At 37.8% G+C, this 26404-nt stretch carries 26 protein-coding genes; 9 read left to right on the top strand and 17 right to left on the bottom strand.

Annotated features, from left to right (window positions below):
* Positions 1 to 294: GNAT family N-acetyltransferase (locus tag ACIQXV_RS26595; RefSeq protein WP_402964398.1), on the bottom strand; the 294-nt coding region annotated here is incomplete at its 3' end.
* 297 nt (positions 295 to 591) lie between these two features.
* Between ACIQXV_RS26595 and ACIQXV_RS26590 the strand changes: the two genes are divergently transcribed.
* Positions 592 to 909 carry a hypothetical protein gene (locus ACIQXV_RS26590; RefSeq protein WP_402964395.1) on the top strand — a complete coding sequence of 106 codons (318 nt, stop codon included), beginning with the start codon at positions 592 to 594 and terminating at the stop codon, positions 907 to 909.
* A gap of 165 nt (positions 910 to 1074) precedes the next feature.
* Here the strand turns inward: ACIQXV_RS26590 and ACIQXV_RS26585 are convergent, their stop codons facing one another.
* The 8 genes from ACIQXV_RS26585 to ACIQXV_RS26550 form a co-directional block, all read right to left on the bottom strand.
* Positions 1075 to 1572 (bottom strand): DinB family protein, encoded by a 498-nt coding sequence (locus ACIQXV_RS26585; RefSeq protein WP_402964392.1) that lies wholly within the window; start codon positions 1570 to 1572, stop codon positions 1075 to 1077.
* 254 nt (positions 1573 to 1826) lie between these two features.
* Positions 1827 to 2036 (bottom strand): hypothetical protein, encoded by a 210-nt coding sequence (locus tag ACIQXV_RS26580; RefSeq protein WP_402964389.1) that lies wholly within the window; start codon positions 2034 to 2036, stop codon positions 1827 to 1829.
* Positions 2037 to 2271: 235 nt separating this feature from the next.
* A complete protein-coding gene (locus ACIQXV_RS26575) occupies positions 2272 to 2577 on the bottom strand; it encodes a hypothetical protein (protein WP_402964386.1) in 306 nt (101 codons plus the stop codon).
* Between the two features lie 69 nt (positions 2578 to 2646).
* Positions 2647 to 3063: a hypothetical protein gene (locus ACIQXV_RS26570; RefSeq protein WP_402964383.1), complete on the bottom strand. Its 417-nt coding sequence runs from the start codon at positions 3061 to 3063 to the stop codon at positions 2647 to 2649.
* An 82-nt stretch (positions 3064 to 3145) separates the two neighbouring features.
* Positions 3146 to 3682, bottom strand: coding sequence for an HXXEE domain-containing protein (locus ACIQXV_RS26565; RefSeq protein ID WP_402964380.1), 537 nt, complete (start codon positions 3680 to 3682; stop codon positions 3146 to 3148).
* 300 nt (positions 3683 to 3982) lie between these two features.
* The gene (locus ACIQXV_RS26560; RefSeq protein WP_402964377.1) at positions 3983 to 4183 is read right to left on the bottom strand and encodes a hypothetical protein; all 201 of its coding nucleotides are present in this window, start codon (positions 4181 to 4183) and stop codon (positions 3983 to 3985) included.
* 707 nt (positions 4184 to 4890) lie between these two features.
* Positions 4891 to 5832: an SRPBCC family protein gene (locus ACIQXV_RS26555; RefSeq protein ID WP_402964374.1), complete on the bottom strand. Its 942-nt coding sequence runs from the start codon at positions 5830 to 5832 to the stop codon at positions 4891 to 4893.
* Positions 5833 to 5834: 2 nt separating this feature from the next.
* Positions 5835 to 6350, bottom strand: a complete 516-nt coding sequence (locus ACIQXV_RS26550; protein ID WP_402964371.1) for a MerR family transcriptional regulator — start codon at positions 6348 to 6350, stop codon at positions 5835 to 5837.
* A 330-nt stretch (positions 6351 to 6680) separates the two neighbouring features.
* Between ACIQXV_RS26550 and ACIQXV_RS26545 the strand changes: the two genes are divergently transcribed.
* From ACIQXV_RS26545 to ACIQXV_RS26535, 3 genes are all read left to right on the top strand, one after another.
* Positions 6681 to 7721: an ArsR/SmtB family transcription factor gene (locus ACIQXV_RS26545; RefSeq protein WP_402964368.1), complete on the top strand. Its 1041-nt coding sequence runs from the start codon at positions 6681 to 6683 to the stop codon at positions 7719 to 7721.
* Positions 7718 to 8944, top strand: a complete 1227-nt coding sequence (locus ACIQXV_RS26540) for an MFS transporter (RefSeq protein ID WP_402964365.1) — start codon at positions 7718 to 7720, stop codon at positions 8942 to 8944. The genes ACIQXV_RS26545 and ACIQXV_RS26540 overlap by 4 nt, the downstream gene beginning before the upstream one ends.
* Positions 8945 to 9258: 314 nt before the next feature.
* On the top strand, positions 9259 to 9744 hold the full coding sequence (locus tag ACIQXV_RS26535; protein WP_402964362.1) for a hypothetical protein: 486 nt from the start codon (positions 9259 to 9261) through the stop codon (positions 9742 to 9744).
* A gap of 354 nt (positions 9745 to 10098) precedes the next feature.
* Here ACIQXV_RS26535 and ACIQXV_RS26530 read toward each other — a convergent pair whose 3' ends face one another.
* From ACIQXV_RS26530 to ACIQXV_RS26520, 3 genes are all read right to left on the bottom strand, one after another.
* Positions 10099 to 10551, bottom strand: coding sequence for a VOC family protein (locus tag ACIQXV_RS26530; RefSeq protein ID WP_402964359.1), 453 nt, complete (start codon positions 10549 to 10551; stop codon positions 10099 to 10101).
* A 666-nt stretch (positions 10552 to 11217) separates the two neighbouring features.
* A complete protein-coding gene (locus ACIQXV_RS26525) occupies positions 11218 to 11580 on the bottom strand; it encodes a hypothetical protein (protein ID WP_402964356.1) in 363 nt (120 codons plus the stop codon).
* A 169-nt stretch (positions 11581 to 11749) separates the two neighbouring features.
* A complete protein-coding gene (locus ACIQXV_RS26520; protein WP_402964353.1) occupies positions 11750 to 12550 on the bottom strand; it encodes a DeoR/GlpR family DNA-binding transcription regulator in 801 nt (266 codons plus the stop codon).
* 203 nt (positions 12551 to 12753) lie between these two features.
* Here ACIQXV_RS26520 and ACIQXV_RS26515 point away from each other — a divergent pair, with 203 nt between their 5' ends.
* The 5 genes from ACIQXV_RS26515 (at position 12754) to ACIQXV_RS26495 (ending at position 21284) form a co-directional block, all read left to right on the top strand.
* Positions 12754 to 14247 carry an RNA-guided endonuclease InsQ/TnpB family protein gene (locus tag ACIQXV_RS26515; RefSeq protein ID WP_402964350.1) on the top strand — a complete coding sequence of 498 codons (1494 nt, stop codon included), beginning with the start codon at positions 12754 to 12756 and terminating at the stop codon, positions 14245 to 14247.
* A gap of 392 nt (positions 14248 to 14639) precedes the next feature.
* On the top strand, positions 14640 to 15854 hold the full coding sequence (locus tag ACIQXV_RS26510; protein ID WP_402964347.1) for a metallophosphoesterase family protein: 1215 nt from the start codon (positions 14640 to 14642) through the stop codon (positions 15852 to 15854).
* A gap of 49 nt (positions 15855 to 15903) precedes the next feature.
* Positions 15904 to 16083: a twin-arginine translocase TatA/TatE family subunit gene (tatA, locus tag ACIQXV_RS26505; protein WP_066093027.1), complete on the top strand. Its 180-nt coding sequence runs from the start codon at positions 15904 to 15906 to the stop codon at positions 16081 to 16083.
* Between the two features lie 71 nt (positions 16084 to 16154).
* Complete coding sequence (tatC, locus tag ACIQXV_RS26500; RefSeq protein ID WP_402964343.1) at positions 16155 to 16907, top strand: twin-arginine translocase subunit TatC; 753 nt, start codon at positions 16155 to 16157, stop codon at positions 16905 to 16907.
* Positions 16908 to 17177: 270 nt separating this feature from the next.
* Complete coding sequence (locus ACIQXV_RS26495; protein WP_402964340.1) at positions 17178 to 21284, top strand: phosphodiester glycosidase family protein; 4107 nt, start codon at positions 17178 to 17180, stop codon at positions 21282 to 21284.
* 154 nt (positions 21285 to 21438) lie between these two features.
* On the opposite strand, the gene ACIQXV_RS26490 is transcribed toward ACIQXV_RS26495, so the two are convergent.
* The 5 genes from ACIQXV_RS26490 to ACIQXV_RS26470 all read right to left on the bottom strand — a co-directional run bounded on the left by ACIQXV_RS26490 (position 21439) and on the right by ACIQXV_RS26470 (position 26398).
* Entirely contained in the window at positions 21439 to 21654 is a 216-nt protein-coding gene (locus ACIQXV_RS26490) for a hypothetical protein (RefSeq protein ID WP_402964337.1), read from the bottom strand.
* A gap of 689 nt (positions 21655 to 22343) precedes the next feature.
* Positions 22344 to 23522, bottom strand: a complete 1179-nt coding sequence (locus ACIQXV_RS26485; RefSeq protein WP_402964334.1) for an N-acetylglucosamine-6-phosphate deacetylase — start codon at positions 23520 to 23522, stop codon at positions 22344 to 22346.
* Positions 23515 to 24300: a glucosamine-6-phosphate deaminase gene (locus ACIQXV_RS26480; protein WP_402964331.1), complete on the bottom strand. Its 786-nt coding sequence runs from the start codon at positions 24298 to 24300 to the stop codon at positions 23515 to 23517. The genes ACIQXV_RS26485 and ACIQXV_RS26480 overlap by 8 nt, the downstream gene beginning before the upstream one ends.
* Before the next feature lie 31 nt (positions 24301 to 24331).
* The gene (locus ACIQXV_RS26475; protein WP_402964328.1) at positions 24332 to 25339 is read right to left on the bottom strand and encodes a Gfo/Idh/MocA family protein; all 1008 of its coding nucleotides are present in this window, start codon (positions 25337 to 25339) and stop codon (positions 24332 to 24334) included.
* A gap of 51 nt (positions 25340 to 25390) precedes the next feature.
* Positions 25391 to 26398 (bottom strand): Gfo/Idh/MocA family protein, encoded by a 1008-nt coding sequence (locus tag ACIQXV_RS26470; RefSeq protein ID WP_402964325.1) that lies wholly within the window; start codon positions 26396 to 26398, stop codon positions 25391 to 25393.
* Between the last annotated feature and the right edge of the window lie 6 nt (positions 26399 to 26404).

The raw sequence follows: 26404 nt of genomic DNA, 5'->3' as shown, positions 1-26404 counted from the left end.
TCCTATACCGTTTCTCCTATACTCTTTACTAACATAAAACCTTCTCAGCCTTCCAATAGATTGTTCATTTGAAAATGGGTCTTTATTTAATCCACTAATAGCAACAATGACACCTTCTTCATTAAACACGCCAAATAAACCTTCTTCAGAATGATTAAAAGTATTACTGCTATTTTTATAATCATTTACTAATCTTTCTACAAAACGAAAACCATCTTCTTTGCTTTGTATTACTAAACTATCCAAATCAAAATTCAACAGATTGTATATTTGCTTAACTTCATATTTCCCCATATGTACTCCCCCTTTGAATAACGTAATTCTTGTTAAACTATTCTGCCACGTTAGCTTAAGTACAATCCTTCACAATCTGGCCCTATACAAAAAGACGCGTTGCTCGATAAACGCGCCCTTTAGTGGAACATGGAAAGGAGAAATGATTGCTATAAAATCCTTATTTGAAATTCGTGCCTTAAATACTTACACATTTAATATTAGCTCGTAATAAAAATGTTAGCATTCTGTTACCGTGCTGCAGTTGATGTTGAGAATCTGAAAGTATAAACTTTACTTACTTAAGGAGTGATTAAAATGGGAACAGTTTCAGTGGATAAGCTAAAATTCAAGAAAAAATTATCAACGGTTGAGCAATTTTCAATCAAAGATTTCTTGTTTAAATGGGTTGGTGAACCAACAGAAGGAATAGATGATTTTCTACCACTTGAGTACACAGAAAGCGTCTTTGCGAAGATGGAGGCAAAACTGGTACCAGGTTTACTCTTTAATGGGGATGAACATTTCAGATATGCGACCATAACAGAAGCTAATCAAATTGTTATAGCAGTATTAGATTCGAATGAAGAGTTAAAACATAGAATCATTTCTCTGGATGAGCTTTTGAATAGGTAAGCACTTTTAAGGTGCTTGCCTCTTTCTTATCTCTGCCCATTTTGTATACTTTCTCAGTAAAGTTTTTACTTAATTCTTCTCAGTGCGCAAACTGAGTTAAGAAATGAAATAAATTCTGATAGTACAAAAAACCGGCAGGCGCCGGCTTTTTGCATCATGACGATATCAGCTCTTTTGAGCATTCATTGCTTCCCATTCTTCTTTGCTAGGACCATATACGCCAGGAACTTTCAAGTCAGCTTGTCTCATAAGGACAGTCAATTGTCCGCGATGATGAGCCTGATGTTGAATTAGCAGACGGAAAACAGCTTGAACTGGCATGTCCATTCCAAATAAATTCACCATTTTGTTCATTTTTTCATCTGAAACCTGTTCAGAAAATGCTTGTGTTAACCGCTGACTTACTATTTTGTATGTCTCGCTGATTTCAGCAGCTGATTTCGGTGCCTCTTTTTGAAGATCAGGAATCTCAAATTTTAATCCAACCTGTGAAGGAAAGTAGTAAGCTGCTCCAGTAATATGCCAAGCCAGGCTTCCAATGCTGTTTAATCCTGGAGAAATCTCCTGATTCAACGATTCATCCGTCAGCACATCCAACACTTTTTGGGTAGAAGCTGCTTCTTGTTTCCATTCGTTTAAGAAATCATTTACTGATGTAAACATTCCATTCCCTCCTTAAATTAGCAAATCCTTCATTTTTTAAACAAGCCTTTCAAATTCATTGTATCATGTTCAGCTAACCATCCGCTTCTCTCAAAGGCTTATTAATTTAGATTATCTGTTTTATTTGTTATTCGGCAGTTTCATCAAGATCTTGCGCATAAGCCAAAATTCCACGTTTAAAACTAAAAGGACTTCCATTTAGGAAGTCCACTGCATGCCATAAGCCTTCGGTTAAAGGATGACTTTACTTAATTCTAATCTTTTGTTTTGGAGTCATGATTGTCGTCATCAACGGTACCTTCCCCCGCCTTGTTGTCCAGTGCTCTGCCAGCAACAGCACCTGCAACAGTACCAAATAGATCAAGAGCAGAAGCCATAGTATCCCCAGTAAAAGCACCTACACCAGTTCCTACTGCCTCGCCAGTATCGTTATCGTCACGTTTGCGTTTGTTGATATCAGCCATCTATTTCACTCCCTCGTCTTTTATAGGGAAGTGCTATTGTTTTAGCAGCACTGTCCCGTAACATATTTTGTCTAATAGGGACTAATTTACGAGGAGGGATTAATAAGCATTTGTAAATTTTTTTACCACCCTGTGTTATTCAACAATCTTGCCCTTAATTCCATTAACCTGCCTGTTAGCACAAGAAGTGACTGTTCTTATTGAACAATAGCGTCCGTTTCAGGAAGATAGGTATTTATGAATGAATGTTTCCTTTCTTACTATAAATTTCATAAGCAAGAAATCCAAATAAATAGCCTATTCCAGCTCCTAAACTAACTGTAGATAGTAGAGAGATTGGAAAAAACATGCCCACAATTACACCGATAGCGCAACCAAAAATCATTCCCATTGGTATTAAACTATCTAATAAATCTTGAGCACCTTTTGATTTTTTCTTACCTAGGTTACCTTGGTTATATTTATGTTTAAGTCTTTCAATTACATATACTACAATTCCTCCCACTATTACAACAGGCACAATTTCCATGATTAACCCCATGTTAGGATCTCCTCCCACCTTTTAATCAGATCATACTACTACCTAAAATTTTATTCCGTTAAATGGCCCTTAAGTTTGATCATTTCCTACCTGTGTTGTTTCACCATTGCGTCGTTTTCTGGAAAACCTCCAAGAAGCATATCCTTTAGTTAAAAAATAAGCAATAACTATTAGGACAGCCAAGCTACCGTCAATCAGTCCAATAAATCCAGCCCCTTCGGCATTATCTTTAATAAGAACAAAAGCGGAGACTGCCATAGCAAGTTTATGAAATATTACCAGTTCCCATATTCCAACATAACGGGTCGGATTAAAAGCTAATAATGTAAAAATACCTGCAAAGACAATAAATCCTAGCAATCTCCACAGTTCAACAATCTTTTGATTAGTTGATGCTGTGACAACATTTTCAAAACTGCTGATAAAAGCAACGATTGCACTCAAAGCACAAAACAACATGATCCATCGAGCAATTTTTACTGCCATTTAATCCCCCCTTATTTCAAATAAATTACAATACATATCTGAGTTCAACTTTCTTTAGCGAAAGAGCAGTATAATGAATTGTTTATACTGCTTTTTTTCCTATCCAATGAGCAAGTAAAGCAATAGGAATTATTAAAAGGACAAATGGCAAGCATGCAAAAATAATTTCCCATGTTAGAATTCCATTTAATAATAATGTGTTATACAAAACTAAACTATAAGGAATTATGATAATCATTGATGTAAATGAACCAGGAGTAATGGAACGAAGAAATATAGACTGGCCAATATGAGAAAAGGAATGCAGAAAAAAAGTCAATGTGATAATTGTAAAAATATAAATATTTGCAAGTGATCCTTGAATCACAAATTGGTTTGCCATAATTGTTGAGCTACTTACGAATAAGAAAATAACTAAAACTGCTACTGCAAATTGTGCTGTCGTCATGGAAAACTGTTTGATTACCCTCTCAGCAATTTTTCTTGGTACTCTTTCATAAATAACATCTGAGTTTTGTTTCATCCACTTCTCAACCATAATAATTTCTTCAAAATCATGAATGATAAACATAATCGGAAATAACCAGATGAGTGTTTGAACATCAAGCCACTGTTCCATAAACTCCACCCTTGTGAATCTTTCTTATTTTATTTACTTTTTGATTTGCACTCCTTCTTCAACTAAATGCTAATGTTAACTATAATTCTAACATAAATATCCAATTATAAGTACCGATAACTTCTTGTTCTCCTTTTATAAATCTGCTTCGTTACTCTCCGCAATCTCCTTTATGTTTTAAAGTAATTTATCCTTTTCTTTGTGAGTGAACTTCAACAATCTGGTCCCATACAAAAGACGTGTTGCTCGATTAACGCGCCCGATTATTGAACAAGGTATTAGGACTTTTATGTTTGGCCTTTACTTTCCCCTGAAGAAATTTGATACGATTAATAGTAATATACCTGTTACAATCAAAGGGACTGAAAATGACGCAAGTAGTTCTGGAATGTTTGTTTTTGGAACCCCTCTCGTCTTATTAAATGCAATTCCAATGGCAGCAACCCATATTCCTATGAAGGCTAATATTTTTCCTGTTCGGTTAAACCTTTTTAAAAACATATATATTCCCCTTTGTTCAATACAATTATTTCAAACCGTTACGATTCCCTCGACTTGTTATTCTGCAATATGGCCCTAAAAAGAAAAATGAGCGCTTATCCTTGTTCCAGAATAGCGCCCGATTGTGGAAGATAGTTTTTTAGCATATAGCTTCTGTTGTTTGTTATAATTGTCAATGGAAAATAATACTTATCAAAGGGGAAAGATTATGTTTGAGGTGTTAGAACCAATCCTTACTACAAGCGGACTTGCAGGGATGTTTAAATTAAGAAAAAAGATTATCACAGTTCTGAATCTACTCCGTGGGTAGCATACCGTGTAAAGCAAAACCTTTACAAAATCAGATCGTTTGAGTTGGTGTTTTTTTTATGTATACCTTCCAGCCATTGTTTTTCCTTTGGATAAGAGATGAACTGCAAGAGTCAGGTAAATAAAGCACTCACCGTGTAAGTAAAACGACAGGACCCCTAGATGGTACGTTATATGTATAGTGCATTTTTCAATATAGAATTATTAACTTAATTCCGCGAGATTGACGACGACTTTATATAATCTTAACCATATCATTACCATCAATTATCATTATTTCTTGATATTCTTCTCCATTAAATGGCCCTTAAAATAATAAAGACGCGTTCCTAAATAAACGCGCCCTTTAGCTGAATAAGTAAAATTTCTATGTTAACGCATATTTTAATAAAATTTAATTAGTGTTGCAATCCGTTAACCATTTTATTCAGTTCCGCCTCAAGTCGATCAAAGTTCTGTTCATTGGCTTCGTAACAGAAACTTCTCACTTTTTCGCATTGATTAACTGATTTGTGGAGCATTTGCCATATAAGTTCGGTTTTGCCTTCTTTCTCAGCAAATGTAATGGTTAATAAAAATTCATGTATTGGCCCCAGATGGTGGATAACAATCTTTTCTGGTTCAATTATTTCGGAAAAGATGGATTTATTCTCATAATCTACACCATTGGGTCCATGCATAATGAAACGCCAAATACCGTTTGGTCGCATATCGAACTCATGAAACGTATTAGTAAAGCCCTTGGGTCCCCACCATTTTTCCAAATGATTCGGGTCACTGAATGCTTTGAACATGATTTCACTTGGCACATTGAAGATACGTGTGTTGACAATCTCACGATCAGAGATTGGCTCAGGAGAGTTAATAATCTTCGATACCCCAGAGGATACTCTTAACTCTTGATTATTTTTCAACTGTTCACCAAGCTGATCCAGCAAAATACTTGTCCCGTGCTCACGAACTGCAGCTGTATCATGGCCGTCTAGGAATGCGCCTTGCTCGGTAAAAATCAGGTGTGTTCCTTCATCAATTTGTTTAAACTCGACCGTTGCTACAGATACGGAAATCCGCGTTTCATCAAGATCCATGGTGTAAGAATAGACAATACGGTGGTCAGGAATGACCTCCTGATAGTGAGCCTTAAATGTGTAAACAGGACCTCCTGGAGGGCCGCCATGATTTATCTCTTGTCCACCCACTCGAAAATCAAACTCTTCCGCCTCAGTGAACCATTTTGCTTTAAGCTCTGGGTCCGCCCATGCAGCGAATACCACTTCAGGTGTGAAATTATACACCCTTTCAATAACAAAGGTATCGTGTGTTGCAAAGTGTTTTTTCATTCTCACTTCCTCCTTTTTTGGTGAGACGGATGATTAGAAAGGAATTCGCCAAGTCGATCAAATTGGCGCTCAATATTCTTTTGGCGCCCGTAAAAATAATTTTCATGACTTTTTTTCATCATTCCAATTGAATTTGTAAAATCTTGAACCGTCAATGTCTCTTTCGTTTGCAAAATCTCAGATACATTTTGTAAATCTTTTAACAGCTTCTGTTGAACTCTTATATTTTCTCTTAAACGTTCTATTTGAAGAGTCACCACTTCAATTGGGTTATACGTATCGTCGGCAAGGATCGATTTAATTTCCTCTAGCGTTAATCCTAAATCTTTTAGACTAAGAATTTGCTGTAACCGCGAAAGATCTGTGGCGTTATATAGGCGATATCCTGATTCTGAATAGTCTGACGGTGAGAACAATTCAATTTGGTCATAATACCGCAAGGTCCGAATCGTTAAACCTGTTAACTTTGCAAGTTCCCCTGTCTTCCATTTCTTCTTACCTGAAACTAAAATAACCACCCCCTTATTTCGCGAGAATTTTTACCGGTATCTTCACTATAAACCGTTACGTCACGTAAGAGTCAAGGGAAAATAAATTTTTTTGAATCATGAGAAAACCTTTATCCTACCTCGATAGCTTAAGTGTAACTTTTCACAAACAATATTTAACCAGTATGTTTACTGTTCATGATTCTTCAACAATCTGGCCCTTAACATAAAGAAAGAGCGTAATTCTTGCTGCAGAATTGCGCCCTATTATGGAATAACTCAAAGTGATTCGAAAAATATTGAATTTTAAATTCAATTAACTTAGAATATAATTAAATATTCTAAAAAAGGGGAAAATGTATGAAGTATTATTTACCTCAACCTGTTGAAACAATCTCTCTTAAAGTTGAATCGTCACCAGTTTGGGAAGTTATTTTAGGTATTGCAGGCTATACACATACAAAACTTCGACATACATTCGATTTAGATGAAAAGTGGATATCAGAGCAAGACTCAATGCCTACATCACTAATAAAGCATTTAAAAGTGATTGAGGAAACCAACTTCTGGTATGCGCTGATTATGCTTCAAAACAAACTATCCTCTTCATCTGTTCAAGATTTTTTGAATCGTCTCTTAGAAATTCCAATTGATTGTTTTTATGAAACACTTTTACCTTACAAGAATCGAAATACTGAGCCAATAAGAAAAGCGACAGCCACTGAACATCATCGAGGTGAATTATTTGAGAAGTATGCTACATATTTTGATACTCATGACTACTTAGCTGGATATGTTCGTGATCTTGGTCATTATTCACATCAAGAAATTTACGACCTACTCAACAATACATTGGTTGAGTGGGAGAAGTGGGTAAGCCAACAAGAAGAGTGGAAGAAGTGGACTCAGGCACTTGTTTTTGAGCAGAAACAATACAGCTCACTAGATATCACAAATCCTATTGATCAAATCGAACAAATTACTGGTGGAATCAAGTATCATCCTGAACCCTCTGTCTGGACTGTCAAATTAATTCCACATGTATCTTATCGTCCGTGGATCTTAGAAAAACGTACACCTGATACTAAACTCTTCTTTTATCCTTTGAAGGAAGAATATTTGATGGAGCCAGGTGTTCCATCGAATGAATTAATTCGTGGTCACAAGGCATTAGGGGATGAACTACGATTGAAATTGCTTTACCAGCTTCTTAAGGGACCGTTATCGCTTCAAGAAATGAGCGTTCAGTTTAATACTTCTAAAACAACACTACACCACCAGCTTTCTATATTAAAAGCAGCAAAGTTTATTCGTGTTGATAAGGGGATCTATTCGGTAAATCTACCGCAGATCAATGCTTTTTCTGGACAGCTCACTCAGTACCTTGGAGTTCATATATGAAGAAGTTCTCTAAGTCATTTAAAGCACTTTGGATAGGTGAAATCGTATCAGAATTTGGTGGATCAGCCGGAGGGATCATTAATGGATTGTTGCTGTATGAACTAACAGGATCAAAGGAATGGATGGGTGTACTTTGGCTTATTTATTTTATTCCTTCTTTAATTTTGCAAGGTATAAGTGCGCCCTTCTTAAACCATGTTGTAAAAGAAAAAATGCTTCGAAACATACAGTTAATTCGTGGGGGAGCCTACATTCTTCCACTAGTTGGTTATTTAATTGGTACAGACGTGGGAACTATTTTCGGATTAGTCGTTCTGCAATGCCTTCTAGGATTGATGCAGCCGATTTACGCGAGTCTATCTTTTTCACTTCTACCTGAAATCTGTAAAAGGGAAGAGCTTGTCGAAGCAAATGGTTTATTGGATGGAACCATTCGACTTATGAGTTTTATAGCTCCCGGATCTACTTCCTTACTTTTGTTAGTCAGTCCCATGCATTTTATCTATGGTTTTTCTTCTGCTATGTTCATTGTTAGCTATATTGCACTCTCACGTATTCCACAGTCAAGTAAGGAGAAAGTGGCAACTTGGACAAAGAAGTTTTGGTGGGCAGAAATAAAAGAGGGCTATAAGATATTTTTCAAGTATCGACATCTTTTACGTCTCACGATTCTCTCTTCAATCGTACAATTTGCGGTTGGAGCTACGATGGTTATTAATATTCCTTTTATAAGAGGGGATTTAGGGGGTCATTATTGGGAATATGCGATTTTTTCAGGCGCTTTCCCAGTCGGTTATGCCATTGGAACAGTCTTACTTTTGAAGTTGTCTAAAACGTATAAAACAATGTACTTCGGTTTGGTTGGAGGAGGTCTTTCGTTCGTACTCCTGTTTTTTGTTCATGCGGTTCCTATTGCATGGATTTGTGAGCTAACTGGTGGACTTCTGTTTCCTCTTTTTAATTCTCAAAGTGCAGCCATTTTCCAACGAGATGCTCCAAGAGATCGATTAGCTCAATTAAGTGCAGTTCGATTATTATTTCTTCGTATTACTATGCCTTTAGGTATTTTATTTGCTTCAACTAGCTTATTAGACTTATCCACACGTCAAATATATTTGATTGTTGGTACGGGAATCATTCTTCCAGGATTCTTTTACTTATTTACTTCCCTATCTAAAATCCAGAGTAGTTCCATGAAAAATCCAAATCAAAAAACTAGTTAGGTTGAACTAAGGGATAAAACTTAGCCACCTTAGAGAGTTTTTATAGAACTTTTGACACTACCCAGTTTTCTAGTAATAGCCTTCTAAAAATAAATAGCCTATATTATATACTAATTTGGTTTTATCTGTCATTAACAGGGAATAGTAAAAAAGATGGTATGCACTAAATTGAGAAGGGAAATTACATATGAAAATCAGTCCTATCTATTCCACTTTGGAAAACAAACAAATGGACATTGTTCTCGCGTATTCATCTGATCCGGATTTCAAGTTAAATGCATACTTATGGAACACATTCACTAAGGAGGATATATATGTCTGAAGATAAGAGTGAAAGTCATAAGGTTAAAGATTTTGAAGTGGAAAAAGTTTTTGAGGATCGTGTTCATGAGCGGTACGCATTCACCTTTAAAGTGAAGGGAAACGAGTTTAAGGGGCATTTTTATGATGATGAAATCCATTGGCTTCATCCACACCCAAAACAAATGATTGATGAAAGTAAAGTGACGGCCATAGAATCCACCATACATGACTTAATGGCCCAACACGGGATTGCAAGCCCTATCAAAGATTTTGAATTAACACATATATTTGAAGAGAGCATACATGAACGCCATCAATTTACTTTACAGGTTCAAGGAGAACAATTCAAAGGCTTTGACCATGAAGGCGAAATCCAATGGTTCCATCCACAACCTAAACAAAAGCTTGAGGAGGAACAAGTAGAAGCAATCGAATCAGAGATACATGAAAAAATAGCCGAACATGAAAAAGAAAACAATGAAAATGATAAAAAATAGTATGAGAACATGGCCCTTAACATAAAGAAAGAGCACAATTCTTACTGCAGAATTGCGCCCTTTTATTGAATAAGAATTTTCTTCAAATCGAGACGGATTGGCATATAACGTTTTCGCATTCACGAACCCTGCGAGACTTAGAACGAAGTTCTTAGGCTCGCAGGGTTGTCGCCTGAATCTGGCTTCCCTGTTTCTTCTCCTGGCGACCAAGGGGCTCGGAGAGTCCCGCAGCGTGAATGCTGTGTTATATGACGTACCCGACTTCTTCGAGATACTTTCACACTGCTTTTCTGTTTCAATTTTTACTTCAGTAATGTATATTTCAGTAAAGGCTTTTTATAAAACGTCACTTACTTATTTGTTACCGAGTTGTTCCGCCAAACCGATTAGAAGTCCTTCGGTTCCACGAATGTAGCAGAGCCGATACGAGTCCTCGTACTGAACCACTTCGCCAACGAGCTGAGCACCATACTTAGTGAGTCTGGATACCATTTCGTCAATGTCTTCAACGGTGAACATGACGCGTAGATAACCGAGGGCATTTACAGGAGCAGTCCGGTGATCTGATATAGTAGGTGGGGTGAGAAATCGCGAAAGTTCAAGTCGGCTGTGGCCATCTGGGGTAACCATCATAGCAATCTCTACGCACTGAGAACCTAATCCGGTTACGCGACCAGCCCATTCACCTTCGACAGTGGCTCGCCCTTCGAGGTTCAAGCCAATCTCCTCGAAGAAAGAGATTGCGTTATCAAGGGATTCTACAACGATGCCGACATTGTCCATTCTTAGTAATTTGTTTTTTTCCATAGTTTTATCTCCTTATGTGTAAAAATTTATTATCTGATCATCTTCATAATTATTCTATTAAAAAGTTACAAATTCCTTCCTAACAAAAAACACCTTGTCACAGTTCATGATAACAAAGAAAAGTCACAGTATAGGAAAATGTGAAATTGGGTTTTCGGGTATTTGTTAAGAACAACACTTCGTAAACCCTCTACTATTGGAATATTCGTGAACCTTATTTCGTGAATGCCATCATGTTCAAATAGTTTCAAAAATTCGATACCGTAGTTGCTATTCGATAAAACAACTTCGACTTCCCCACAAAATATTCCTGCCCTGTACTCCATTAAATGGCCCGTTTGCTGAAGATCACTGTATAATCAGTGTCATCTCATTGTAGAGGTTGTTTTTCATGAGAGATACATGTTCGATTAGGCCGAGACAAGTATTCGCTTTTTCCGTGAAGGTCATTCAATCTAAACGAAAATATTCAATCTGGTAAATAAACTGTCATTCGGTAATAAATCTATTGTCATTCATTGGTAAATATTATGTCATTACTGGTACAGTTCGGTGGCCGTAATCATTTACTGTTTAGACGTATTGTTCATAAATTCTTATTTGAATGTTTTTTATCAGAAGCAATCACTATTAATATACTTCCAACAAATAAAAGGATACCTTCAATTAATATTGACCAAATACTGCAATCCCCCGTACCTTTTCCCATGCTACATTCGTCTTCCATCCTTTAGAAATCAGGTCATTATTTATGATCTCCTTTATCTCATCTTCGGACATCCCAACGGTTTGCTTTTCTATGAAGTGAGATTCATTATTATTAATCTTGGAGTCAGTTAAATAATTCCCAATTTTTCCGTCAGTTCTTTTAACACGTTGAATCATTCCTCTAGATTCTATGTCCCTGCACGCTATATTCACATTCTGCTGCGGTTTTCCATGCCCCATTATTTTGTCCGTTATTTCTCTATCCGTGAAACCATCATCAACTTTTAATAACTCTATTATTTTTTCTTTTAAAGTTGGCAAAATGTGTCCCTCCTAAAATATTGTTTAAATTTGCTTAATAAGAAATCTGCTAAAAAAATGTTATCATTATTAAGAGAAAATATTTTCGAATATGGTGCCTGACCCCCGGTGTATTAAAGCGTTACTCCATCGGGGGTCAGGCACCTTTTGCTCAAGTTGAACATGCTAATTAATTTTCATGCATGACACCTGCATTTATCCATTTTACGTTTTTAACCATAGCATCTTTTGACCAATCAGCGGGCATATCTTGATCTGTAATCACGCATTCAATTGATGGGAATGAACCTATATGAAAAAGAGCCTTCTGATTAATTTTAGAAGAATCAGTTACAACATAAACACTTCTTGATCTTTTCATCATAATTGTAGATGCAGTTGCTTTATCAATATTAAAATCACATATTCCATCTTTGCTAATTCCCCCACATGAAATAAATGCTTTATCAAAATAAAAATGTTCTAATAACTGATTGGTTAATGGTCCACTGATTGATCGTTGCAGTGGATTGGTTGTTCCTCCAAGGACGATTACATTGCCATCAAATAGTTGATTTTCTAATCGATCATTTAAGATTTCCGCTGCTGCTAATGAATTGGTGACAATCGTGATATTTTTTAAGTTTTTAATTGACCTTGCAATATGTAAGGTGGTTGACCCTACATCTAGAGCAATCGTTTCTCCATCCATAATGAAAGTTGCGGCAGCTTCCCCTATCATTTTTTTTTCATTATGAGCGATGCCGATTTTTTTATTAAAATGAGGTTCTTTAATCAAACCAAAATATTGAATAGCCCCACCGTGAATTCTGCGCAGTTTCCTTTTCTCCTCAAGCACGCTTAAATCTTTTCGAATCGTTTCTGGTGTGACGTTTAATTTAATGGCTAAATCCACCACATTAATTTTATTTTTCATTTCAAGTTCCCTAATGATTACTCTATACCTATCTGTAATTACATGCTTATTCATACAATCTCTCGATGCCCCCATCATTTTAATTTGTTTTGTTTTATCCAATTATCGAAAAAACAGCGAAAAACCCCTAGCTTTAAATATGGGGATATAAGCTGTGTTTTTGTTGATTATTTCATGTGATTTCACTATACATTTTAGCATGATCTGATATAATTAATACGAAAAGAACATTTGTTCCTATTTAAAGAGGTGAAGCTATGTATCGTTCCTATAAAATACAAATTCATCCTGAACATAAGTTGTTCGATTACTGTGATTCGCTATGTTTTAAGGCGAAAAATTTGTACAACATCACCAATTACTATATTCGTCAGGTTTACACAGCATTAAGAAAAGAAATAAGAAATGAAAATCAACTTCAAGTGTTAATGGATATTGAAGCCTATTTGCCTCAAATGAATGAAATTCGCCTGAAAAACTATGAAAGAGCAAAAGCAAAACCTAAGAAAGTAGACAAAAAAGAAAAACTAATAGAACCAAAGTTGAAACTCTTCGAAATGCCAACCCAAGAAAAGTCTTTCATTGGATATGCCTTTGTAGAAGCGTTATTTAAGGTCATGAAGCAGATTGATTACACCTCTATGCCCTCTCAGTCCAATCAACAAACGATGAAGAATGTATACGATGATTGGAAAAGCTATTTTGAAGCCTCTAGGAAATATAAAATCAATCCAGCCAGCTTTTCCGGTAAACCGAAAATTCCAAAATATAAACCGAAGAATGGCCGCACTACGTGCTATTTAACGAATCAAATTACTGAAATAAAAGAGGGTATATTGAAATTACCAGGAACCCATCTTCTATTAAACCTAGGTAAGATAGCTCGTTCTGAAGGAAAATTGCAACTGGTTCGGATTGTACCGTCCTATGGCCGCTATGTAATAGAGATTGTTTTTAAAGGTGAACAAGAAAAGGAAATCAAAAGAACAGATAAACAAAAAAATGAATTTGTATTTACACCAAGACGGGTAATGGGTATTGATTTAGGAGTGGATAACCTGGCAACCATCGCCGATAACACGGGGCTTAAGCCGCTGCTTATCAAGGGCACAGGATTAAAATCACTCAATCAATACTATAACAAATTAAGAGCCAAATACATGTGTATTATAAGGAATGGGAAAAGTCCGAAAGAAGGAATTTTTACCACTAAGCGGTTGATTTCCATAGATCGAAAAAGAAATAATCGCGTCATGGATTATTTACATAAAGCAAGCGCAAAAGTGGTGGAAATTGCTTTGGAAAGAACCATTGATACAATCATCATAGGAAGAAATGTCGGTTGGAAATCCGAGGTCAAAATGAAAAAGTCTAATAAGCAAACCTTTATCCAAATTCCGTATGCGACGTTCATTGAAATGATTCGATACAAGGCTGAACGTCAAGGAATTCAAGTCATCGACCGTGAAGAAAGTTATACCAGCAAGTCTAGCTTCTTGAATTATGATCCCATTCCAACTTTCGGAGATGGTGCCCATTCTAATTTTAGTGGGTATCGGAGTAGTAGAGCTTTTTACAAGATAAAAGGGTCGAAAGTTCTCATTCATGCAGATGTAAATGGCGCCTTTAATATTGTTCGAAAATATGTAAAAGATGCTTTTGAAGGACTTGAAAGAAAAGAGTTCCTTCAAGCCCCAAAGAAAATCATCATAATGGGGAAAAAACATGCAAAGCTGAAGGCCTCGGCCTGATGTATTAGCGGGACTTGTGGTAGCCCACGTAAAGACAATGCGGCTTTTAAAGCCTATTCTTTCGAAACCCCTGACTTTAGTTATGGGGATACTCATAAGAACTGAATATAACAAAAAGTCTAAGAAAATATTAAGTTTTGTAAATTAGTCAAAAATGAAGAATAAAACAAAATCAAAAAGCATCTTTTTCATCTATCTTTTCTACTATAAGTAATCTGAATATTTTCATAAAAAGGACTATATGGCCGTTTTATTTGGCTTATTTGTTTTCTGTTTTTTCTTTGTTTATTTTACTTACCTTTCTAGCCTACTTAATACTCTATTAATATTTTTATCCTACGATGTAATAGAGATGACGGGGAATAATTTTTAAAAATTGGGAGGTAATTTTCATGAGTAATCAGGATCTAAACAAAGGGTTAGACAGAAGGAGTTTTATGAAAATCGGAGGAATGAGTACGCTCGCATTAACACTTGCGTCTACTGGATTACCTGGAGATTTATTTACTAGCCAGGTACATGCCGAAGAATTAGGAAATGCTAAGCTTCAATTTAACTCCGACGGAAAGTATAAAGTTGTACAATTTAACGACACTCAAGATGATGAACGAATTGATCGCAGGACGATTGAACTTATGGAGAAGGTTCTTGACTCAGAGAAGCCGGATTTTGTTGTTCTTAACGGTGACAATATTTCAGCGGGCTGTGATTCTGAATTAGAGATGAAACAAGCCTTAAATAATGTAGTTCAGCCTATGGAACAAAGAGGTATCAAATGGGCAGTTACATTTGGAAATCATGATGAAGATTCTTCACCCCAAAGTGGAATGTATGAGAATGACATGCTGAAGTTCTATATGAATTACAAATATAATATGAATGAACCTGGAGAAAAGGGCCTTACTGGAACAGGAAACATGAACCTCTTGATAAAAAATTCAAAAGGCAATAATGCCGCATTCAACCTCTGGCTTCTTGATAGCGGAAGATATGCACCAGCAGAAATTGCCGGACAGGATTTTAAAGGATACCCTACTTGGGACTGGCTTCGTTTTAATCAAGTTAATTGGTATTATGAGAAATCCAAAAAACTTGAGAATCAATACGGTTTTAAAGTACCTTCACTTGTGTTCATTCATATCCCTCTATGGGAACATCGTTTTATGTGGTATGGAAGTGTTGATAGTAGAACACAAGCTAACCATGATCGTGCAGCAGCAAAACATAATATAGTAGGAGAAAGAAATGAAGACGAATGTCCAGGACCGGTTAACGGCGGTTTGTTTTCAGCCATGTTGGACAGAGGGGACGTTAAGGGGGTTTTCTGCGGACACGATCATGTAAACACCTACTGTGGCAACTATTATGGAATTTTGCTTGGTTATGCTGGTAATACAGGTTTTGGAACGTATGGTCTTTCTGGTGCTGATCGAAACAGACTTCGTGGAGCGAGAGTATTCAATTTAGATGAAAATAAAGAAGGCGTTCTTGTAGAAACCCATATGGTATTCGCAAAGGACTATGGAATCGATTTAACAGCGAACGATCAAAGTATGGATCCTTTACCATTAAATAATGGAGAAAAGGAAAAAGCGGTGAAAGGATAAATGTTGTTCATTTTATCCGTTTCAATAGTTTAATAATGGAGGTAACATCATGTTACAAAATATAGGAGTACCTGGTCTAATTTTAATATTAATTATTGCTCTCATCATATTTGGGCCATCTAAATTACCTGAAATTGGCCGTGCATTTGGGAATACATTAAGAGAATTTAAAAGCTCAGCAAAGGATATTATGTCAGAGGAAAAAGAAGATCGTGGTGATTCTAAGTAAAAGTGTCGAAGATGTAAGTTCGAAGCTTACATCTTCCTTTTATTTCTAAAAGGAAAAAGGGAGAGCCTTATATGAAAAATCAAGAGTTAACGCTTGTTTATCACCTAGGGGAATTAAGGAAGCGATTAATCATTACATTACTCACTTTTATCATTTTTTTATTTGGATCATTCATTTTTGTTCAGGATATTTATGAATGGCTTATTCGTGATTTTCACCGTGAGTTAGCAGTACTAGGACCAACTGACATCCTTCGAATATTTTTTATGATTTCGGGAGTAAGTGCGTTCGCACTTACCATCCCGATTGCAGCCCATCAAACGTGGCTATTTGTGAAACCAGGTCTAACCAAGAAAGAACAAAAAATAGCATTAGCCTACATTCCGGGATTTTTTACTTTGTTTGTAGCAGGGCTTTCATTCGGTTACTTTGTTTTGTATCCAATTGTTCTAAACTTTTTATTATCCTTATCTAAAGGCCAGTTTGAAACCATGTTTACTGCCGAAAAGTATTTTAAATTCATCATAAACTTAACACTGCCGTTTGGCTTATTATTTGAAATACCACTCATTGCCATGTTCCTTACCTCAATTGGTGTCATTAATCCAAAGTTTCTATCTAAAGCTAGAAGGATATCTTACTTTTTACTAACTCTTATAGCTATTTTCATAACTCCACCTGATATTATGTCAGATTTATTAGTTATCGGACCACTATTCATTTTATATGAATTTAGTGTTACCTTGTCTAAAATCGTATATCGAAAAAAAAGCAAAAAGCAACAATCAGATCATAATATTATTCCAATGAAAAAAACGTCATAAATAATCATCACCCTAAATGTTTATCGATGTTAACAGACGAAAAAGTCCTCTTTATTAGCGACCGAGCTGGGAAGTTTTTCTTAGTTTCGGCCGCTTTTTTCCTAGATGCGCACTTCATTTTACCTATGCCATTCACCCTATTTAATTCCAAATATTCTTAACATATATTTAATGATAGATTAATAAACTTTCAATATTATGGAATTATCGTCGGTAATTGTAATAATAGCCCACAATTTGCCGATGTAACAAAAATCCTGGGAGGTACATATGAGGAGAAATTGGAAAAAAAGGCTCTTACCCATCACCCTGTCATTTGCAATAGCAAGTAGTATGATTTCCCCTAGTCTTACATCAGCTTTTGGGGGCTTCAATTTAAGCTCACCCTTAATTCAAACACCCATCAATGAATTTAAGGCTAGTCTTGCTCCAGGTGTATTAGAAAAGCACTACAGCTTTGAAGGAAAAGACGGAAAAAAGATTGAGAGTTTTGTAGTGGATGTTGATGTACATAATCCTAATGTATCTATTGAAGTAGGTACACCTAATAACGGAACAGCATTTGGCCTGCAGCCTGTTAGACAGCAAGCCAGCGCAGCAAATAGCGAAAATCATCAAGTAGTGGCGGCCGTGAATGCCGATTTTTATAATATGGCCACAGGTGAACCACTCGGCATTGTTTATAAAGATGGACAAGCAGTGAAAGCACAGAATGCAGCAACACATAAATTCTTCGGAATCAAAAAATCCGGTGAAGCCATCATTGGTGACGCAACTGTATATGAGGGAATGAAAGATCAATTGCAAGAAGCGCTAGGCGGAAATGCCATCCTTGTAAAAAATGGACAAATCTATCAAACTCCACAAACAGGAGCTGATAAAGAACCCCGAACAGCAGTTGGAATTAGAGCAGATGGCGATGTATTTTTTGTCGTTGTAGACGGAAGACAGGAGCCTTATTCAAGTGGAATCTCCATGCCTGATTTAGCACAATTCATGATAGATTTAGGGGCTGTCAATGCACTTAACCTTGATGGCGGCGGGTCCTCTACCTTCACAACCCGTGAATTGGGCGGCGATAAACTTGAAGTAGACAATCAACCATCTGACCGTTCAGAAAGAAGTGTAGCCAACTCTTGGCTAATCGTCTCAAAAGAACCATCCGATCATCTTTTTGCTTCAGCTCATATCGAACCATATGACCAATCCTTTACACCGGGTTCAACGATTTCTTTCACTGCTATGGGAAGAGACAAATCGATGGCTTCAGCCGCTTTGCCAGCATCCGGTCTAACCTGGAAATTGTCGGATGAATCGTTCGGCACCATCGATGGGAATGGAAAGTTTTTATCAAATGGGAAAACAGGTCAGTTAGAAATCAGCTTGAATTATCAGGGAAATGAGGTTGGAAAAAGTATCATCGAAATTGCCCAGCCTGATGAGATGTATTTTACCGGAGCGGAGCTAACCGCAGCTAAAAACAGTGAAACCAATTTAAACTTAATCACAAAATTTCAAAAGCGAAATGTACACTGGAACGCTCAAGATATCGAGGTTGACATCCCTGAAGGAATGGGAACCATTGATGAAGCTGGTGTGCTCCATACAGGGAACAAAACGGTATCAGGAAATATTACAGCTCTCTTAAAGGGCACAAGCCTTACAGCACAAATCAAAGTTTCTGTTGGAAAGCTGCCTGAAGTTCTATTTGATTTTGAAGCAGGGCTCGGTGGCTGGAAACCATCCGTTGTCGGCCGTGGTGAAAAAGCGGCACTTGGTTTGTCCACCTATCCAGCTCCAGTCAGATTTGGCAATCAGTCATTAATACTGGATTTTGACTTAAGTAGCGCACAAACAGGAACCACTCTTGGAGCCTATACAGGGCCTGGTTCGAATATCGACATTCCGGACAATCCTTTAAGCATTGGAATGTGGGTATACGGAACTCCGGAAGCACAAGGTTATTGGCTAAGAATGAACATAGTTGACGGGAACGGCAAAACTCAAACGATTAATCTCACTCAAGAAAAACCAGGGATTGATTGGACGGGCTGGAAATATATTGAGGCAGAAATACCAGCTACTTTTACAGGTCCGTTCAAATTATCGGGGACACAAGCAATCAGATTAATGTCGACGAAATCAGGTATCACCGGACCAATGACAAAAGGTGCTATCTATATTGATAATATTAGAGCCGTATATGGCGAAACATTGGATGACTTATATCCACCAGTGATTCAATCGATTAACGTGGACGGGAAAGATTTCACGACAAATGCGGTCAATCTGAAAGCGAACGTGAATGAATATGAAGACGACCCTTTTAAAACGGGAATTGATTGGGACAAAATTAGAATTATTATAGATGGCAAGGACTACTCCAAAGCAGAAGGTCATTTTTCATTTGATATGGATGGATCCGTCTCTTTAAGCGGGTTAAAATGGGCGGATGGAACACATCAGGTAATGCTTATGGTCCCTGATAAATTCGGAAACCAAGCCATTAAAACGAGCTATTTTACGGTAAACACGGGTTCAGCAAAGATTGAATTAGTCAAAAAACAAGAGCAAGCCTTGCTGGGCGATGTGCTTGACCTAGTAGTGAAAGTTGCTAATTCATCTGAGATCTCAGGCTCTACTCTTAAACTGCAAGTAGATAAAAACTATCCAGTGAAAGATGTTACTTTTTCAAATGGCTTTAGTACAAGTAACTCAAACTATGATGCCAAAACTGGAATTCTAACATTGAATCTAGTAAATAGTGGTGAAACAGCGGCTGCCGCAGATGCAGCATCGGTTCAGCTTCGAATCCCTGCATCGACAAAAGAAGGCAGCAAGGTAACGTATGAAATGGCAGAAGCTAGCTTAAGCTACTCGATACCAAAAGAAGATAACTTCGTTTCAACGTATTCAATGAAACCAGCAAGTGTTGAAGTAAAAGGTGCTTTCGATCTAACAGTTGAGCCTATTTTAATTGGCAGGCCCGCTGTTATGACTGTGAAAAATACCAATAATGAAGTAATGGATAACGCGGAAATTTTCGCCGACATAGATGGCAGCAATACCCCTGTTCTCATAGGGAAAACAGATGAAAAAGGTACTCTTCGTGTCGATGCCATCACAAATGATGTGAAGAAAATCGAATTATATGCTGTCAAGGATGGGAAGTACTCATTTAAAGTGAACACGCAGACCTATCCGCCGCTTGCAGCTGCGAATGAAATAAAAAACATCATTTCTACTCCCACAGGTGACCCTTATAAAGAAAAAGGGTTCACATGGATGGCGAGCCCTTTAGCGAAAGAAAAAACGGTTATTCAATTTGCACGAAAAAAGGATTTTGACAAAAAAGGTGAGCAGTCACTTGAAACCATCACCGGATCATCCAGTGACCAAGTATTCTCCGGTGAGCAAGATCCTGTGAAAAATGGAATCGTCCGCGAAAATGAAGTAACATTAAAGAAATTACAACAAGGGACAACCTATGTGTATCGTGTTGGAGATGGAGAGAATTGGTCAGAGCTGCAAGAGTTCACCACATTAAAAAGAAAGCAAAGCTTTGAATTTGCCGTATTAGGTGACACACAATCGCCTGCTGATTTAAGCGACTTTACGAAAATACTTGGGGATCTCAATAAAAAAGACTTATCGTTCATGATCCATGTAGGCGATTTGATTGATGAATCCGCAAAATTCAAACAATGGGATGATACATTAAAAGCCTTAAGCCAATACAATAATATCCGATCTACCGATCTTGTTGCAGCCCTAGGAAATCATGAATACATGGGAGATGCGAAGGGTCAGCTGGCAAAAGCCATCTTTAACTCGCCCAAAAATGGACCTGACGCAGACAAAGGCGGGACATATTCGGTTGATTACAATAACATACACATTAGTGTTTTAGGCTACACAGATAATACCGAAGTTCTGAACAAGCAGTTGGAATGGCTGAAGCAAGATGTGAAAAACTCAGACAAACCTTGGAAGATCCTTGTTACGCACAAACCACCTTATTACACAAATCCGTTTGGCGGGAATGAAATCATGAGACAAAAACTGCCGCCGGTTGTCGATGAACTAGGGATAGATATCGTATTCTCCGGTCATGATCATTCCTACGGCAGAACGAAAAAGCTGAAAGACGGGAAAGAAGATTCGAACGGAACGGTATATGTGGTCGCCGGGACAACCGGTAAAAAACACTATGACGCTGTCGCAGATGAAAAATTTGACTTCGTCAACATGGAAAACATCGCCGTTTCCTTACATGCCAAAGTCGATAAAGATCAAATCACCATCACCACCATTACATCAGACGGTGAAACCATTGATAAATTTACTGTTAAAAATCTAGATTATCATGAAGAGTAGAAAATAAAAAAAGTGCTAGGACCGACCAAATGTTGAATCCTAGCATTTTTTTATTGTAAGCCTGGCTCTGGTTAGAAAAATATAAAGCCTCCGTCGCTTCATTTGCGACAGAGTCTCTTGTTTTATGCAGGAATTTGACTCCTGCATAAAAAAATTACTCTTTAATAGCAGCTTCAATTACTTCTGAAGTTTCTTCAGTCACAACTTCAGTAGATTCTGCTTTAGTTAACTCCGCCTCTTCATCTTTTGTTTTCACTACAGCTTCGTGATCATGAGCCGCTTTCTTAGAATCAGAATCATGGTCACCATCTTGATCCTGATCTTCGTCATCCTCTGGTTTTACTGCTGAATCGGAATCGTGATCTTTCATTTTTTCATACGCTTTATCTTCTGTCTTTTCAGCATGCTTATGATGAACTTCTTTTGATGGAGAATCGGTATCAGTACTTTGATTATCTGTTGTTACGTCCGTTTCAACATCACCAACCTCATCGGCTGCTGGTTCTTGAACTGGAACTTCCTCTTTTACCGCCTCTTCAGCTGGAACTTCCTTTACCGGCTTTTCAACTTTTCCAGCCTACTCTATTTTCTTAAAAATTGACCAAAAATTAACAATTAATATATTAAAAGTTAATAAATTGCATATATACTTAAAGTCGGAAAAATCAATTCTAAAGAAGCTGCAATTATGGTCGCGACCGACGGTGACCCACTGGCTTATAAATGAACAAGAGTACTCGATCTAAACCAATCTTTTTCTTTACAAATGTCAAAGGAGTGAAACTATGATTCAGTCCATTGAAATGAAGTGGCTCACTTTTGAAGTGATTACTCTGGCTCAAATTAATATTGACAATACACCATTATAAATTTTGATTCAAAACGAGATTTTTGCACTCATCCAAACTATGAAAATAGAAAAAACCTTTAATGACGGAAAGCCAATCAAGGTTAAATTATATATTTCATCCGTTAGGAGGGATATTTTGGAAAATTAATTTTTAAAAAAAGATGCCCATTCACTATTCAATAATAGGATCAAACATTGCACGATTTTTCCTAGATATGAAGTCTATTCTCTATAAAGCTTTCATCTTGATAAACAATTGTACCGTGTTTAACCGTTTGAATGACTTTCCATTGATTTGCTTGGCGCTCTATCAGCACAAAGTCAGCTTTTGAATTGACACTTAGCCCATTTTGACCAGGCAAGTCCATGAATGCCGCTGGGAGTATAGAGGCGGCATTCCATGCACAAGGAAAGCTGCATATGCCTTGTTGTACGAGATATTCTATTCCACTTTTCAACATTTGCACTGAACCGGCAAGCAAATTAGGATTATCTGCTAAATGAAGTTTACCTTCTGATGTAAGGACGACTGCTCCTCCAATGTGTGTATTATACGTTCCATGCGGCAGTCCGCTTAAATAGACGGCATCGCTGACAAGAATGGCCTTTTCTTTCTTCACCTTAAAAATTACTTTTAGTACTGATGCCGGAAGATGGAACCCATCTGCAATACAGCTGACCCAAAGGTTATCCTGTGCCAGCTGTTCCCAAATATAGTTAGGATGGCGCGGCAGCATGAGGTGAGCGCCGTTCCCTAAATGGGTGGACAATCTTGCCCCCGCAGACACAGCAGCCTCGATTTGCTCCGGTGTTGCAGCGGTATGCCCTATGGCAACCGTTACACCACTGTCTGCACATTTTTTAATAAATTCTGTGGAACCAGGCCATTCCGGAGACATGGTAAGTATTTTTATCTTCCCTTTAGCAGCCTTCTGCCATTTTTGAAATAATGACCAATCCGGTTTCTGGACATATTTCTTATTATGGGCTCCCCGCGGTCCATCTTCAGGCGAGATAAAGGGACCCTCTAAATGAATCCCTGCAATACTTTTATTAACAAGTTCATCCGAGTCACAGGCTTCCAAAATGGTCCCTATCGCTTCTTCGATTTTAGAATCTTCATTTGTAATAATTGTAGGATAATAGGAGGCCACCCCTTCTTTCCATAGAGCGGTGGTTACGTTATAAACATCCTCTTTAGAAAAAGGAGGGGAGTTGAAATCGGCTCCCCAATATCCATTCAGCTGTAAATCGACCAATCCAGGTGCAATAATCGGTAGTCCTGAAGAAATATTTCCTTCTGTTAACTTTTCTATCGAAGAAATAGTCTCCTCTTCAATAGAAATAGCAATCGTTTCACCCGTTTGGTAATGGATGCCCTTAAACATCGGAAACCCTCCTATAGGAATCTCTGTCGACATACATCTGACAATTCGGATGTGTTCGCAAAATAGATGCCGGGCAATCAGTGGAGATTGGCTCTGATAGTGTACGTTTTACGGCAGATTGCTTCGTTTCACCCGGCACGATACAAAATAAGGACGCTGCATCCAGAAAGGTTGGGATGGTTAAAGTCAGAGCGTGAGTTGGTACATCATCCAGCTGCTTAAAGCATCCATCATTCACCTGCTGCTTGCGGCATGCTTCATCTAACTTGACCACTTTCATCACTTCAGGGTCTTGGAAATCTGCAAAAGAAGGATCGTTAAAAGCGATATGCCCGTTTTCTCCAATCCCTAGACAAATAATATCAATGGGACCGGAGCAAAGCAGCTGACGATATCTACGGCATTCCTCACTGGGATTTTGTAACCCATTGATAAGATGAACTTCCCCCGGGAGGACATGCTTGAATAGATTCTCCATTAAGAATGTGCTAAATCGTTGAGGGGCATCCTCTAAAAGATCGATATATTCATCCATATGAAAAGCCGTTACTCGCTTCCAATCCAGTCCATCTTCTGCAATAAGTGCTTTCAGAAATTCGTTTTGGGATGGGGCTGCCGCAAAAACCATACGTATTTGTTCTTTTTGAGATAATAATTCCTTCATTTTTGCAGCGACAGCTTTCGCAGCTGCTACCCCCATCTCATAGCGATTATCAAAAACATGTAAATTTATCCCGTCAACTTTATCAACTATTATTGGTTGGACAGTAGAGCTCATCTGACTACCCCCATTCTGTTTCAAAAAATTTTTATAATAAGAAGATTTCTTTCTGGCTGCGAGAGGATTCATACGTACCAAGGATTATCTGCAATGAGTGTTTCCCATCCATCCCCGTTACGATTGGCTGACGATTTTCGATAATCGCCAGTGCCATATCACGTATTTGAATACGGTGGCCATCTGGAATCACTTTGAAGGGCTCGAATGACGGGAGTTCTATTTTTTCACCCTCTATGACTAGCCTAGTAATAGTGTCCTCTTCGATTTCTAATGTTCCCTCTTCTCCATGTATTTCAAATCTCTGCCCTTTTCCTTCAACTGCGGTTGTAGTAATTTCTAAAATTCCTAAAGCGCCACTCTCAAACTGAAGAGTAGAGACTACAGTATCTTCCACCTCAATATCTCGTAAAATTGCTTTAGCCTTTCCATATAGGGAGGATACAGGACCAACTAACCATTGAAGCATATCTACTGTGTGAATGCCCTGATTCATCATCGCTCCACCGCCATCCATTTCCCATGTACCTCTCCAACCCGCACTATCGTAATATTCTTGACTCCGATAAAGTTTTACGTATGCCGAACATAGACTTAATTTCCCTAGCTTTCCTTCTTGAATTAGTTGTTTCGCATATTGGGCCTGTGGTGACATTCGCCGCGGGAAGATCGTACCTAAAAAAACCTCGTTTTCTTCACATGCTTGAATCATCCGATCCACATCTTCAAGCTTAATAGCCATAGGCTTTTCTACTAAAATATGTTTTTTCCCCTTGGCTGCCTGAATGGTTTGTTCTATGTGGAGGCCGCTCGGAGTACAGATGCAGATAACATCTATCTCAGCCACTTCTAATATTTCCTCAATAGATTCAAATACTTTGGCACGATACTTTGCGGCAAATTCAACTGCCGCATCTTTTTTCACATCATAAACCGCTAGTAGCTCTGCTTCTTCCGTTTCTTGTATACCTTTTGCATGAATATCAGCAATAATTCCACAGCCAATGATCGCAAAGCCCACTTTTCCGTTCGCTAACATGTTATCCATCCTTTTCGAAGTAGTAAGGGATTCAAACTCTTAGTTAGATTATCAACTTTTTTCTTTAAGGCGGTATATAGTCTCTGCACATTCATCTGCCATAATTGTCGCCTCTGTTGCAGCAATAATATCTTCATGCTGTAATAGACTGTTTTCCCCACGAACTCTATTAAGAAAGTCCTCTGTAATCGTTATCGGTATCCTACCTTCTTCAATTGCTGTTAGCTCTTGTTCACTCGTAACCTTGAGGTACAGGGTATCTTTTGCTACCAGCGGGTCTCCCTCAAGGCGGATTTCGATGGTACCCTTTGTCCCTACAACAAAAATTCTTCCATCCCCCCAGGTCCAGCTCTTCTCTGGTGTAAACCAATCAGCGTAAAGCTGGGCTGCCAATCCATCTTCCATAATGACCTGTAGGCCAGCTGTATCAAAGAAAGATGGATACTCTGGAAGAATGTTTTTTGCCATATAGCCTGTAATCGATTTCACTTCTTTACCTGTTAACCAACGAAGTAAATCAAAATCATGGATAAATAAATCGATCACAATTCCTCCGGACTGTTGTTTCGAAAAATGCCATGAAGGGCGCTGCTTGGGGTTTAATAAATGCGGCTTTCGCATTGAAATACTAATAAGTTCGCCAATTGCGCCTTCATCGAGTTGCTTTTTTAATGTAGAAAGTGAAGCCCTAAATCTCTCTGTTAACAGCATCCCTACCTGGATAGCTCCTCTATTCACTACCGCTTCCAGCCTTGTCAAGTCCTCTCGATTGGTCACGGCAGGCTTATCAATCATGATGTGCTTCCGATACTTTTCACAAAGTTCAATGACATCTATTTTTTCATTATTAATAGCAGCGCAGCCAACCAATTGAATGGAATCATCGAGTAATATCATCTTGTCATGGACAAGTGGGATTTGATATTTTTCTGCAAGCCTACTTGCTAAAGTCATATTTTCCATTTCAAATATACCTGCACACTCATGACCTAATTTCATCATTTCTTCTATAAAAATTTCAATATGAGCATGCTGGCATCCAATGATAGAAAATTTCATATTAAA

This window comes from Neobacillus sp. NPDC097160 (assembly GCF_044762155.1).
In the GTDB taxonomy this organism is placed as follows: domain Bacteria; phylum Bacillota; class Bacilli; order Bacillales; family Cytobacillaceae; genus Neobacillus.
Note: the sequence above shows the minus strand (reverse complement) of the source record. Positions and strands in the feature narration are given on the sequence as shown.

Excerpts from the sequence above, each read along its gene's own strand:
- ACIQXV_RS26590 (WP_402964395.1), top strand. The coding sequence starts at position 592 with ATGGGAACAGTTTCAGTGGATAAGCTAAAATTCAAGAAAAAATTATCA.
- ACIQXV_RS26585 (WP_402964392.1), bottom strand. The coding sequence starts at position 1,572 with ATGTTTACATCAGTAAATGATTTCTTAAACGAATGGAAACAAGAAGCA.
- ACIQXV_RS26580 (WP_402964389.1), bottom strand. The coding sequence starts at position 2,036 with ATGGCTGATATCAACAAACGCAAACGTGACGATAACGATACTGGCGAG.
- ACIQXV_RS26575 (WP_402964386.1), bottom strand. The coding sequence starts at position 2,577 with ATGGGGTTAATCATGGAAATTGTGCCTGTTGTAATAGTGGGAGGAATT.
- ACIQXV_RS26570 (WP_402964383.1), bottom strand. The coding sequence starts at position 3,063 with ATGGCAGTAAAAATTGCTCGATGGATCATGTTGTTTTGTGCTTTGAGT.
- ACIQXV_RS26565 (WP_402964380.1), bottom strand. The coding sequence starts at position 3,682 with ATGGAACAGTGGCTTGATGTTCAAACACTCATCTGGTTATTTCCGATT.
- ACIQXV_RS26560 (WP_402964377.1), bottom strand. The coding sequence starts at position 4,183 with ATGTTTTTAAAAAGGTTTAACCGAACAGGAAAAATATTAGCCTTCATA.
- ACIQXV_RS26555 (WP_402964374.1), bottom strand. The coding sequence starts at position 5,832 with ATGAAAAAACACTTTGCAACACACGATACCTTTGTTATTGAAAGGGTG.
- ACIQXV_RS26545 (WP_402964368.1), top strand. The coding sequence starts at position 6,681 with ATGAAGTATTATTTACCTCAACCTGTTGAAACAATCTCTCTTAAAGTT.
- ACIQXV_RS26540 (WP_402964365.1), top strand. The coding sequence starts at position 7,718 with ATGAAGAAGTTCTCTAAGTCATTTAAAGCACTTTGGATAGGTGAAATC.
- ACIQXV_RS26535 (WP_402964362.1), top strand. The coding sequence starts at position 9,259 with ATGTCTGAAGATAAGAGTGAAAGTCATAAGGTTAAAGATTTTGAAGTG.
- ACIQXV_RS26530 (WP_402964359.1), bottom strand. The coding sequence starts at position 10,551 with ATGGAAAAAAACAAATTACTAAGAATGGACAATGTCGGCATCGTTGTA.
- ACIQXV_RS26520 (WP_402964353.1), bottom strand. The coding sequence starts at position 12,550 with ATGAATAAGCATGTAATTACAGATAGGTATAGAGTAATCATTAGGGAA.
- ACIQXV_RS26515 (WP_402964350.1), top strand. The coding sequence starts at position 12,754 with ATGTATCGTTCCTATAAAATACAAATTCATCCTGAACATAAGTTGTTC.
- ACIQXV_RS26510 (WP_402964347.1), top strand. The coding sequence starts at position 14,640 with ATGAGTAATCAGGATCTAAACAAAGGGTTAGACAGAAGGAGTTTTATG.
- tatA (WP_066093027.1), top strand. The coding sequence starts at position 15,904 with ATGTTACAAAATATAGGAGTACCTGGTCTAATTTTAATATTAATTATT.
- tatC (WP_402964343.1), top strand. The coding sequence starts at position 16,155 with ATGAAAAATCAAGAGTTAACGCTTGTTTATCACCTAGGGGAATTAAGG.
- ACIQXV_RS26495 (WP_402964340.1), top strand. The coding sequence starts at position 17,178 with ATGAGGAGAAATTGGAAAAAAAGGCTCTTACCCATCACCCTGTCATTT.
- ACIQXV_RS26490 (WP_402964337.1), bottom strand. The coding sequence starts at position 21,654 with ATGAAAGATCACGATTCCGATTCAGCAGTAAAACCAGAGGATGACGAA.
- ACIQXV_RS26485 (WP_402964334.1), bottom strand. The coding sequence starts at position 23,522 with ATGTTTAAGGGCATCCATTACCAAACGGGTGAAACGATTGCTATTTCT.
- ACIQXV_RS26480 (WP_402964331.1), bottom strand. The coding sequence starts at position 24,300 with ATGAGCTCTACTGTCCAACCAATAATAGTTGATAAAGTTGACGGGATA.
- ACIQXV_RS26475 (WP_402964328.1), bottom strand. The coding sequence starts at position 25,339 with ATGTTAGCGAACGGAAAAGTGGGCTTTGCGATCATTGGCTGTGGAATT.
- ACIQXV_RS26470 (WP_402964325.1), bottom strand. The coding sequence starts at position 26,398 with ATGAAATTTTCTATCATTGGATGCCAGCATGCTCATATTGAAATTTTT.